This window comes from Chitinophaga alhagiae (genome assembly GCF_003568665.1).
Lineage (GTDB): Bacteria > Bacteroidota > Bacteroidia > Chitinophagales > Chitinophagaceae > Chitinophaga > Chitinophaga alhagiae.
The window spans coordinates 2,001,246-2,013,015 of sequence record NZ_QXMH01000001.1; the positions used below are offsets into that span (position 1 = coordinate 2,001,246).

10 protein-coding genes are annotated in these 11,770 nt (G+C 52.5%); 6 read left to right on the forward strand and 4 right to left on the reverse strand.

Annotated features, from left to right (window positions below; genetic code table 11):
- Nucleotides 1-82: 82 nt before the first annotated feature.
- From blaOXA to D3A97_RS25025, 3 genes are all read right to left on the reverse strand, one after another.
- Nucleotides 83-886, reverse strand: a complete 804-nt coding sequence (gene blaOXA / locus D3A97_RS08135) for a class D beta-lactamase (RefSeq protein ID WP_119078483.1) — start codon at nt 884-886, stop codon at nt 83-85.
- A gap of 90 nt (nt 887-976) precedes the next feature.
- A complete protein-coding gene (gene kbl, locus D3A97_RS08140; RefSeq protein ID WP_119077875.1) occupies nt 977-2,179 on the reverse strand; it encodes a glycine C-acetyltransferase in 1,203 nt (400 codons plus the stop codon).
- A gap of 131 nt (nt 2,180-2,310) precedes the next feature.
- A complete protein-coding gene (locus D3A97_RS25025; protein WP_119077876.1) occupies nt 2,311-2,511 on the reverse strand; it encodes a hypothetical protein in 201 nt (66 codons plus the stop codon).
- Nucleotides 2,512-2,552: 41 nt separating this feature from the next.
- Between D3A97_RS25025 and D3A97_RS08150 the strand changes: the two genes are divergently transcribed.
- From D3A97_RS08150 to D3A97_RS08175, 6 genes are all read left to right on the forward strand, one after another.
- The gene (locus D3A97_RS08150; RefSeq protein WP_119077877.1) at nt 2,553-3,038 is read left to right on the forward strand and encodes an RNA polymerase sigma factor; all 486 of its coding nucleotides are present in this window, start codon (nt 2,553-2,555) and stop codon (nt 3,036-3,038) included.
- Nucleotides 3,039-3,066: 28 nt separating this feature from the next.
- Nucleotides 3,067-4,203, forward strand: a complete 1,137-nt coding sequence (locus D3A97_RS08155; protein WP_119077878.1) for an anti-sigma factor family protein — start codon at nt 3,067-3,069, stop codon at nt 4,201-4,203.
- A 21-nt stretch (nt 4,204-4,224) separates the two neighbouring features.
- Nucleotides 4,225-5,145, forward strand: coding sequence for an outer membrane beta-barrel protein (locus D3A97_RS08160; RefSeq protein WP_119077879.1), 921 nt, complete (start codon nt 4,225-4,227; stop codon nt 5,143-5,145).
- A gap of 110 nt (nt 5,146-5,255) precedes the next feature.
- Nucleotides 5,256-5,594: a hypothetical protein gene (locus tag D3A97_RS08165; RefSeq protein ID WP_157986416.1), complete on the forward strand. Its 339-nt coding sequence runs from the start codon at nt 5,256-5,258 to the stop codon at nt 5,592-5,594.
- A 103-nt stretch (nt 5,595-5,697) separates the two neighbouring features.
- Nucleotides 5,698-8,634 carry a M16 family metallopeptidase gene (locus D3A97_RS08170; protein WP_119077881.1) on the forward strand — a complete coding sequence of 979 codons (2,937 nt, stop codon included), beginning with the start codon at nt 5,698-5,700 and terminating at the stop codon, nt 8,632-8,634.
- A gap of 115 nt (nt 8,635-8,749) precedes the next feature.
- Complete coding sequence (locus D3A97_RS08175) at nt 8,750-9,304, forward strand: L,D-transpeptidase family protein (RefSeq protein WP_119077882.1); 555 nt, start codon at nt 8,750-8,752, stop codon at nt 9,302-9,304.
- A gap of 3 nt (nt 9,305-9,307) precedes the next feature.
- Here the strand turns inward: D3A97_RS08175 and D3A97_RS08180 are convergent, their stop codons facing one another.
- Nucleotides 9,308-11,650 (reverse strand): TonB-dependent receptor domain-containing protein, encoded by a 2,343-nt coding sequence (locus tag D3A97_RS08180; protein WP_119077883.1) that lies wholly within the window; start codon nt 11,648-11,650, stop codon nt 9,308-9,310.
- Nucleotides 11,651-11,770: the final 120 nt, after the last annotated feature.

Genomic DNA, 11,770 nt, shown 5'->3' on the forward strand with positions numbered 1-11,770 from the left:
GGGGTAGCAGTCAAAAATAAATTTTTTGTAACGTATTACAAGCAGGCAGCAAAAGGTTTTACCAGTTTTTTAACAGCCGGTGTTACTTTTCTCCTTTAAAAAAGCCCTCTTCGGTCAATATGGCCCGCATGATCTCCTGCCGTACGGCGGGTATGTCCAGGCTGGCATCTTCCGTTTCAAAATTCAGTACAAAGAAGCTGGGGTGCAGGTTTTCTTCTATCCAGCCGGCCATCCAGGCTATCTGTTTTTTACCGGCAACGCCCCAGCCGGTTTTATAGGCCAGTTTGTATTTAGTGGTGTTTTCCTGCATCATCAACCCTGCCACCAGTTCCTGCACGCGGCGCTGGAAAGGTAACTGGTTGAAATACAGCTGTTTTACAAGGCCCAATTGTTCATCGGGAGATATTTGCAGGGAGTTGTCAAGCCAGAAGCTGTCTATTTTACCCATCTTATGGTTGCCATATTGTACAGAATCCAGCCAGCGCTGCATGGTATCCCGGCCAATGCGGCGGGCCACTTCCTGGAAATAGGGCACGGAAGAGAGGCGGAAAGCCTGGTTCATGGCCAGGTCCTGGTTCCATTCGGGCCGGGAGCGGGTTACGCTGTCCCAGCGGATCACCATATTGGTATCGCTGATAATGCCGGTCTGCAGGCCTACCAGGGAATTGAAAATCTTGAAGGTAGATGCGGGAAGGAAACGTTCTTTGGCCCTGTCAATATTGTACACCCTGAAGGTGCCGGGACCGTTGTTGAACAGCATGAAGCAGCCTTCCAGCTTGTGTTTGGTAAAATATTTTTCCCATTCCCTGGCTTCTTTCACATTGTTGGGAGTACAGGCGCTGAACCAGATAGTGGCTGTCAGCAGCAACAGACCTAACGTTTTCATCTGCGTATATTTTGAATTGATGTGCAAAAGTAAGCAATAAAAAAAGGAGCCCTCCGGAAAGCGGCTCCTTTTTCAGATTATATTTTTCGTTTATGCGGATGCGGTTGTTTTGAGCACGCCCAGCTCCTTGCCTATTTTGGTGAAGGCGGTAATGGCCTTGTCCAGGTGGTGCTGGTTGTGCGCGGCGCTGAGCTGCACGCGGATGCGGGCCTGGCCCTTGGGCACCACGGGGTAGAAGAACCCAATCACGTAAATGCCTTCCTGCAGCAGCTTGTCTGCAAATTGCTGGCTGAGCTTGGCATCGTAGAGCATCACGGGTACAATGGGATGGTCTCCGGGTTTGATGTCGAAACCTGCGGCGGTCATTTTTTCGCGGAAGTAGCGGGTATTGAACTCCAGTTTGTCACGCAGCTCGGTGGTTTCACTGAGCATGTCAAGCACGGCTATGGAAGCTCCTACAATGCTGGGCGCCACGGAATTGGAGAACAGGTAGGGGCGGCTGCGCTGGCGGAGCATGTCTATGGTAGCCTTGCTGCCGCTGGTGAAACCGCCGGAAGCACCGCCGAGGGCCTTGCCCAGCGTGCCGGTGATGATGTCTACCCGCCCCATTACGCCGCGGTACTCATGCGTGCCCCTGCCGGTTTTGCCCAGAAAGCCGGAAGAATGGCTTTCATCGCTCATCACAATGGCATCGTACCGGTCTGCCAGGTTGCAGATCTTGTCCAGTTGGGCAATAGTGCCGTCCATGCTGAAAGAGCCGTCTGTTACAATAATGCGGCTGCGGGCGCCGGCCGCTTCCTGCAGCTTTGCCTCCAGGTCTGCCATGTTGTTATGTTCATAGCGGAAGCGCTGCGCCTTGCAAAGGCGCACCCCGTCTATAATGGAAGCGTGGTTGAGGGCATCGGAAATAATGGCGTCCTGCTCGCCGAAGAGGGGCTCAAATACCCCGCCATTGGCGTCAAATGCGGCCGCGTAAAGAATGGTGTCTTCCGTGCCGAGGAACTTCGATATTTTCTCTTCCAGCTCCCGGTGTATGTCTTGCGTGCCGCATATGAAACGTACGCTGCTCATGCCATAACCATGCGTATCAATGGTTGCTTTGGCGGCGGCCACTACCTCGGGGTGGGAGGAGAGGCCCAGGTAGTTATTGGCGCAAAGGTTGATCACGGTTTTACCGCCCACCTCAATTTCAGCTCCCTGCCCGGAGGTGATGATCCGCTCGCTTTTGTACAGGCCGGCGGTTTTGATCTCATCCAGCTCCTCTTGTAATCGTTTAACGAAGTTCTGATTCATGTCAGGCGTATTTTGCTGTATATAACAAAGTTAGGGTATTAAAAGTATCGAGGATTGGGATGGGCCGGGCCGGGAACCGGGCTATTTGTAAAAAGTTTGACCGATGTGTAACATTTATCTGCCGGTTTGCGTCATACAATTATCATAGACGGTAGATTAATGACGAAAAAGTACTGTACGCTCGGTTTTCCGGTGATACCGGCGGCCGGTTGCGGGTTTAGCCCCTGTAGCCCGGCCCTGGGTACCAGGCGTGCTTCGAAGATATTGTCAATGAGCTGGTGATAAATGCTGCCGTTTCCCTGTACAGACAGGCCAATAGCAGCTACTTTCATTAAAATGTCGGAAATTAGCACTTCAAAACACCTATCGCCGGATGACGGAAAAGGAGTACAACAAATGCGTGGATCTGTATAGCGACAATCTCTTCCGGTTTATTGTCAAAAATCTTGAACATACGGAGGATGCCAGGGATGTGGTACAGAATGCGTTTGAAATATTATGGAAACATTGTACTGATGTGCCTTTTGAGAAGGCCAAAAGCTACCTTTTTACGGTAGCTTACCATAATATGATAGATCATGTGCGGAAGGTGAAAAGAGTGAGCCTGGTAGAAGAATTTAAAGAAGAGGCGCGGGTGTCGGAGCAAAAAGTGCATAATGCCCGCAGCGTGATAGAAAGGGCCCTCAACAGGCTGAGTGACGTACAGAAGTCGCTGATACTGCTGAAAGACTATGAAGGGTACAGTTACGACGAGATAGGGGAGATCATGCAGCTGAACCCTTCCCAGGTGAAGGTTTACCTGCACAGGGCAAGGGCCCACCTGAAGGAATACCTGGTCAAGATGGAGAACGTGATTTAACAGGAAGGGTATTCAAAATCAGTAAATTATGTCAACAGACATTCACATATCGAACTACGAGGAGTTTCTCTACAGTTATGTAGACGGGGAGCTGAACGCGGCTGAAATAGCTGCGCTGGAAGCTTTCCTGGACGCGCATCCGCATCTCCGGCAGGAGCTGGAGCTGTTGATGGCTACACGGCTGGTGCCGGAAAAGGAGCTGGTGTTTGACGCCAGGGCCTCCCTCTACCGCAGCAGCACCGTGAACCTGCAGAACTACGAACCGTTCCTGCTGAGTTATATAGACGGTGAGCTGAGCGGGGAAGAAACTGCGGCCGTAGAACAATTTGCGGCAGCACACCCTGCTGTGCAGAAAGAGCTGGAGATCTGGAAGGCTACCCGCCTGCAGCCAGACCTGAATATCCGTTTTGAGCATAAGGCCGCCCTGTACCGCCATACCACTACTGTACGGCGTATGCGCCCCGCCTATTGGTGGGCGGCAGCCGCAGCCGTGGTGGCCGGCGCTGTCTTTTTCCTGCTGCCAGGTACTGACAGGCCCGTTAACCAGCCGCCCGTGGCCGTTGTAACACCCACGCCGCAGGCCGGAGAGCAGAATGCGCCGCAACAACAGCAGCAGCCTGCCGCCCAGGATGTAGCCACCGGGCCAGCCGGGCAATCCGCCGCATCTGCAGGGAAAGATCTGGCACAGGCCGCGCCTGCCGGTAAGGATGTGACCCATCCCGCCCCGGCGCGGGTACCCGCTGCCCGGCAGTCAGCAGACCGTGCAGCCACCCGGGCGCTGGCGCAGCAAACGCCCCCCGCCGCGGAAGCAACACCCGAACGCCCGCAGCAGGAAACTACGCTGGCCGCAAACACCCCCTCTGTTGAAAAGGAAACGGCCCAACAACAGCCGCCTGTTGCCCTGGCCGGCATAGTTACCGAGCATAGGGCTAAACCTGAGCCGCCGGCAGAGCTGGCCGCCGTCCCGAAAAAAATGCCGGAGACCAACGCCCCGGCAGTTGCCAACCGCCCGCCTTCGTTAGAGCCGCAACGGGATGTAGCGCTGGCTACCGCCCCGCCGCCCGGCGAGCTTATCATGTCGGTAACCGGCAATGGCATAGAAAGCAAGGTGCTTGATAAAGTAACCAACGTGGCCAGGCTGTTTTCAAGAAAAAGAAATAAATAACAGGCATAGTCATATAAGAATATGAAGCAAAGATTTTTACTCACCTTCCTGGCCGTCTTCCTGTCTATAGGCGCTTTTGCGCAGCAGGCTGCTATAGACACCATCCAGATCAAGGGCCTGATCATCCTGAAAGGGAAAAATGCGGAAGGGAAGAGCGTGTTCAAGGCTTATCAGGATACTGCTTATGCCCGGCAGAAGCTCAAAAAGAACCTCCATACCAAATGGCTGGTGCTGGATGTGGGCTTCAATAACTTCCGGGACAGGAGTAACTACTCCGGCGCCATGGTGAGCTCCCTGTACGCCAATAACATTCCCGCTAACCAGTTTTACGGCGATGTATTTGACCCCAGCTACGATTATTCCGGCATGGCGCTCAACAAGCTGGCGCCCCGCATGGCCAGCGCCCCGCTCACGCCGTCAGAGTTCAAGCTGATCACCGGCAAGTCTATCAACTTCAACATCTGGGTGTTGATGCAGCGCCTCAACCTGCACAAACATAAGCTCAACCTGATCTACGCCCTGGGGCTGGAGATCAATAACTACCGCTACGCCCGCAGCATTTCTTATGTACCGGGGTACCCCACCACTATTGTCCGTGATTCTGTGGAGTTCTCCAAAAACAAGCTGCTGGCCCAATACCTCACCATTCCGCTGATGCTGAATTTCAATTCCAACCCGGCCCGGCCCGGCCGCTCCTTTGAGCTTAGCCTGGGCGTGTCTGGCGGTTACCTTTTGAAAGCGCGTACCAAGCAGATCAGTGAAGAAAGGGGCAAAGTGCGGCGGTCTGATGACTTTAACCTGAACAAATGGCGCTTTGGCCTAACGGGAGAACTGGGGTATGGGCCTATCAAACTGTTCAGCAATTTTGCCCTTACGCCCCTGCATGATTACGGGCTGGAGCAATACCCTTTTTCAATCGGATTTCGGTTTAACGGATTCTAGTCTTACATTTACAGACATTTATATAGCAAAAAGTATTAATTCCAGAACACCGGGTAATAGATCATGCTGTTCTTATCCTATTTAAAACTATACCACAAATCATTAGAAGTATGCGATCCATCCTAACTTTTCTTGTTGTTGTGAGTGGAATTGTGTTGATGCATGCAAGCGGAATAAAACTACCTGATAGCCCGAGCCCCCTGAGCGCAAATGAGCCCGCCGCAGACCTGGCCATACCCGGCAGCAGCCCCAAATTGCCTGCCCCAGAGGCTACGGAAGCCCTGGTGTTTATGCCTGACAGCCTTTTCCAGTCTTACCGGGGGGATCATAACCTCTACGTAACCAACCATTACCACGTACTCTACATCAAAACGGATTCTTCCTTCGTGACCCCGCAAATACCCGTGGCCAGTACCCGGATTATTGCCACCAATCTGCTGCATCGCTGATTTCGGCCGTTAATCCTCTCCTGTTGCAAAATTTCATGGTTTCCCCCGGAATATCGCCGGGACATATTTATATTTGGAAACACAAAAATTTTAAACCAACTGTATGAGAGTAATTAACCTGTTTCTATGCCTTTTGCTGGCAGGTTGGCTGCCGGCATCCGCTCAAAACAAACATGCCTGGAAAGAAGCCACCTCCGGCGGGTATACTTACCGTTACGTAACCGGAGACCCCATGCAGGCCCGCTTTTATACCCTTAAAAATGGCCTGACCGTTATCCTGAGCGTCAACAAAAAAGACCCGCGTATCCAGACGCTTGTTGGTGTACGCGCCGGCAGCAACAGCGATCCTAAAGACCATACGGGCCTGGCCCACTACCTGGAGCACCTCCTGTTCAAGGGCACGCAGCAATACGGCTCGCTTGACTGGGCCAGGGAAAAACCCTACCTGGACAATATTGAGCAGCTGTACGATACCTACAATCAAACCACCGATACAGACAGGCGCAAGGCCATTTACCGGCAGATAGACAGCGTGTCTGGCCTGGCCGCCAAATACGCCATCGCCAATGAGTACGACAAGATGATGACCGGCATGGGCGCGCAGGGTACCAACGCTCACACCTGGGTGGAGGAAACCGTATATGAAGAAGATATCCCCTCTACCGCGGTAGACAAGTTCCTGGCCGTACAGGCGGAGCGCTTTAAAGACCCCGTGTTCCGCATTTTCCACACGGAGCTGGAGGCGGTGTACGAAGAAAAGAACCGCGGGCTGGACAATGATGGCCGTAAAATGTATGAAACCATGCTGGCCACCCTCTTCCCCACGCATAACTACGGCCAGCAGTCTACCATCGGCACGGTGGAACACCTGAAAAACCCCTCGCTGAAGGCCATCCGCCAGTTCTATAATGAATATTATGTGCCCAACAACATGGCCATTGTATTTGCGGGAGATTTTGACCCGGATTATGTGATCAAACGCATAGACGAACAGTTCAGCTATATGAGGTCCCGGGCGGTGAATGAATACAAGGCCCCCGTGGAGGCGCCCATTAAAGCCCCTATTGTAAAAGAAGTGTTTGGGCCCGATGCGGAGAACGTGAACATCGCTTTTCGTATGCCGGGTGCGCTGGACACCAAAAATGCCGTGATACTGACCGTGGTATCCCAGGTGCTTTCCAACGGCAAGGCGGGTTTGCTGGACCTGAACCTGAACAAGCAGCAGAAAGTACTGGGCGCGGGCGCCAGCTTGCTGCCATGGAAAGACTATACCGTATTTGCCCTCAGCGGCAGGGCCAGGCAAGGCCAGTCGCTGGACGAGGTGAAGGACCTGCTGCTGGCACAGCTTGACATTCTGCGCAAAGGCCAGTTTGATGAAGGCCTGATCACAGCCATTGTCAACAACTTCAAGCTGTATGAGGTACAGGGCCTGGAAAGCAACGGCAACCGTGCCAACAGCCTGATGGACGGCTTCATCAAGCACAAGGGCAACAACTGGCTGTACGATGTGGCGTATATTGAAGATATGAGCAAGGTGAGCAAAAAAGATATTGTGGATTTTGCGAATAAATATCTTGTTAATAACTACGTGCTGCTCTACAAAAGGAAAGGAGAAGACAAGAACATTGTGAAAGTGGAAAAACCGCCCATTACCCCTGTGGAAGTGAACCGCAACGCCCAGTCCCCTTTCCTGAAAACCGTTGCGGACATGCCGGAAACAGCGGTAAAACCACAGTGGCTGGACTATGATAAAGACATCCGCAAAGGCAAGGTGGGTAACGCAGACCTGCTGTACGTGCAGAATAAAGACAATGGCCTGTTCCGGCTGTATTACCGTTTCAATATGGGCAACTGGGGCAATAAAAAATTATCCCTGGCGGCGCAGTACCTGCAATACCTGGGTACGGACAAATACTCTTCCGAAGAGATCAGCAAGCAATTCTACAATATTGCCTGCAGCTTCAACGTATCTGTAGCCTCGGAAGAAACCACCATTTCCATTTCCGGCCTGCAGGAGAATTTTGACAAGGCGGTGGAGCTGTTTGATCACCTGATCAATAACTGCAAGGCGAACGAGGAGGTGCTGGCCGGCATGAAAAACAGGCTGCAAAAGGCCCGTGCAGACAGCAAGCTGAACAAAGGCCAGATCATGAGCGGCCTGCGTTCCTATGCAACATACGGCCCCCAGAATCCGTTTAATAATCAGTTGAGCAACGATGAGCTGAACGCCATAACCGCAACCGAGCTGGTAGACCTGCTGCATTCACTGCCCGGTTACCAGCATACGGTGATCTACTACGGTCCCGAAGCGCTGGAAAGCGCTACTGCACACATTCAGCAACTGCACCGCCAGCCGGCCGCTTTCAAGCCGGTTGAAAAAGGGAAGCAGTTTGAGAAAGTGCAGCAAACGGCCAGCAAGGTTTATTTTGCAGACTATGACATGGTGCAGGCGGAAGTGAACTGGGTACGGAACGGCAACGTGTATGACCCGGCCAGCACGGCGGTGGTGAACCTTTTCAATAACTATTTTGGCGGTGGTATGGGTTCCATCGTATTCCAGACCATACGGGAATCCAAAGCACTGGCTTATTCTACCTATGCGTATTATGCCGCGCCCAATAAAAGAACAGACCGTTATGCCGTACTGGCTTACGTAGGCAGCCAGGCAGATAAAATGAATGAGGCCATTGCCGGCATGAACGAGCTGCTCACCGTTATCCCGGAATCCGAAAAAGCGTTCGAGACCGCGCGCAGCAGCATGAAAAAGGATATAGAAACAGAACGCATCACGCAAGACGGTATTATTTTCAGCTACCTCAGTGCAAAAAAGCTGGGGCTGGATGAAGACATCCGCAAAAGCGTGTATGAAAGCATAGACAAGCTCAGCTTCAGTGACGTGAAGAAGCTGCATGCGGAGAATATTGCCGGAAAACCGTATTCATACTGCATCCTGGCTTCCGAGAAAAAGGTAAACCTGGATGATCTGAAGAAATACGGCGATGTGCAGAAGGTAAGCCTGGAAGAAATATTCGGGTATTAAAAACATTCAACAGCATATCGGGAAAGGGGCGCAGATAAATTGCGCTCCTTTCTTTTTTTAACACAATATTCACGTTTCCGCCGCCGTTTATCTAGTCGAAAATCACCTGTGTTACATGTGGCGCTATTGCTGTTTGATCCTGTTATTACCGCTGTTGGCATTTGAGCACAATTACAACGATCTGTACACCGTAAGGCTGAACCCTTCCCGGATTGATGCAGACAAGGTTTTTTTGCTCATAGATAAAAGCGACTACCGTTTGTATCTCTATGAGGATGTAACGCTCATCAAGATATACAAGGTAGTATTTGGCAACCGCGATATTTCAGACAAGTTTGTGCAGGGAGACCGCCGTACGCCCAACGGCACTTTCCGCATCCTTTCCAAGCGGTTCGACAACCGCTGGAGCCGCTTCCTGCACCTCAACTACCCCAATGATGAATCTTACCAGAAATTCCACCAGCGCCAGAGCAGCGGCCTCATTCGCAAAGGGGCAGACATTGGCGGCGGTATTGGCATTCACGGCGTAGAGTACAGTTCCGGCATCCGTGACAATTATGTAGACCAGCGTATTAACTGGACGCTGGGCTGCGTGAGCCTGAAGAACGCAGACGTGAACGAGTTGTACGAAGTAGTGAAGGTAGGTACCCCGGTGGTGATCCGCCCGTGATGGTCACAAACCCTCCGCATTCCGCCGCTCCCGCTGGGGCCGGTTGTTGTAGGCCTTCCCGAACTTGTAGCTGAACCCTGCCCTCACAAAAGGGTTCCGGAACCTGCGGGTGAAATTTTCAGTATAAGACTCGCCAAAAAAGAACCCTTCCGATACGTTGTAGGGATTGAGGAAATTCTGAAAACGAATACTGACCGCATATTTCCCATCGGCCAATTTTTTATTTACACCCAGGTAATAGGTTAACCAGTTGCCCACGTAGCCATATAAAAACGGGTACCGCGTGGAGTAGCGAATATTGCCTTCTGCCCCAAAACCTTTTGGCAACTGCCGGGTGGCCGTAGCAGATGCTTCCATGTAGTTGTAGGTGAACGTATGTGATGAGCGGAACTCCATGTAATTATAAACGAGGTTGGTATTCAGTTTGAAATACTGACCTATGTTCATGTTCGCATTGAGCGATGCCCCTGCTTTACGTTGGCCGGCAAGGTTGGCGTAGCTGTTGTAGATGATGCCGTTCGCATGCATAACACGGGTGCTTTGTATGCTGTTATCCGCATGGTCATAATAGAGCGCCAGGTTCAATGAACTGTTATTGTCAAAGAGGGCGGAAAAACCTGCTTCCACATGGTGGAGCAACTCGGGCACAAGGTCCGGGTTGCCTTCAGTGATATTCAGCGAATCACTGTAATCGGCCGCAGGCGTAAGGTGGTAAGGATCTGGCCGCCTGATACGCCGGGCGTAGCTGAGCGTGGTGGATACTTTAGATGAAATATCCCGGTACACCAGCAGGTTGGGCACCAGTGTGCCGTAAGGCTGCAAGGCTACGGCATGGGCCTGCCTTTGGGCTTTCAACTGTGTGTATTCATACCGCAGCCCCGCCCTTATTTTCCATTTGCCCAGGCCCTGCTCGTAGCTGGCATACACCGCGGCCACATTTTGCAGGAAATCAAAAAGTTGCGAACGGGCACTGTCATGCTGATACCCGGTGTTGTTGTTGAAAGCATACAGTTCGTAATCTGAATTTACCGCCCGCGCTATGTATTTGAGACCGGTTTCGAGTTTGGCGGAAGAAGAAAAGGGATGAACGTAATCTGTTTGCAGCATAAGGTCATAGTTGGAACCCGCATTTATGTTCTTTTCCCTGTAGTTCTGTTGTGCGTTTTCCACCTGCTGCATGGTGTATCCGCTACGGTTAACGCGGTTGTTGGCGCCCGCAATAACAGACAGCTCCCGGTCCCTGCTGAAACGCCGGGTGTACGTAAGGCTGGCCAGGTAGTAGCGGTAGTGTGCTTCCCGCCAGGTAGTACGGCTGTAGGCGCGGCTGACATCGCCTTGCTCTAGCTGCTGCGCCTCCAGCTCATTCCGGCGTTTCACGGGGAATATGCCCAGGCGTAACAGTACATCGAGAGATTGTGTGCTGTCCGGCTCCCAGCCCCCCTCGAGTGTAAAAAAGTTGGTCCTCCCGCGTGAGGTGTTGTCTGTATACTGCCGGTTGGCGAACGTATTCAGCCCGTGCCGTTCAGACGTTTCATTGTTGTACGAATTGTAGAAGCCCTGGAGTACTTCCGCAGCACCATATATTTTGCTGAGGCGGTAGTTCAGTTTCAGTGTGTAACCCGTTTCCAGCCGGTGCGCGTTGGCGTTCAGCGTGCCGGTGAGGCCGCGCAGGCGGTTGCGTTTCAGCCATATCTGCAGCACGGCAGACGCGCCTTCCGCATCGTAGCGGGCGGAAGGGTGGGTGATCACCTCAATGCGGGCAATATCTGCGGCTGTGAGCTGGCGCAGCAGATCAGGCACATTGGTGGAATAAAATTCCGCAGGCTTGTTATTGATGAACACACGTACGTTGTTGCCGTGGAGCAGCACCTCACCGTCCTGGTTAACGGTAATGAAAGGTACCCGCTGCAACAGGTCTTGCGCATTGCTGCCGGCGGCTACAACATCCGAGGCCGGGTTGTATACCAGCCCGTCTAGCCGGCGCTCAACGGGCGGCGGCCGCTGTGACTGCACTTCTACTTCTTCCAGCTGCTGCGCAAGCGGCTGCAGGGTAATGATGATGTTCTGGGCGGAAGGAGATACGGCCGGCGCGCAGCAAAAAATTCCGTAACCGAGGTGGCTGGCCTGTAACAGGTAACGGCCGGCTGCCACGCCGTCAAATGAGAACAGCCCTGAAACGTTGCTGCGCACGGTGCCGGCAATACTGCTGTCTGTACGCAAAAGCACCACCGTAGCGGCCGCAAGCGGCTGCTGCTGATGGTTGCGAACAATACCCGTTATCTGCTGGCCCTGCACAGCGGTACCGGCCAGGACCAGCAGGCTGCAGAGCGGTATTTTTTGTGCCATGATGTAAAGAAATAATGCGTGAGGCGGCGCAGAAAATTATTTACATCATGTGAAGGTTTTGCGAGACGAATAGCAGCTTCTCCGCGTTCCCGCAAATAAAAAAGGGAACTGCACAGTAAT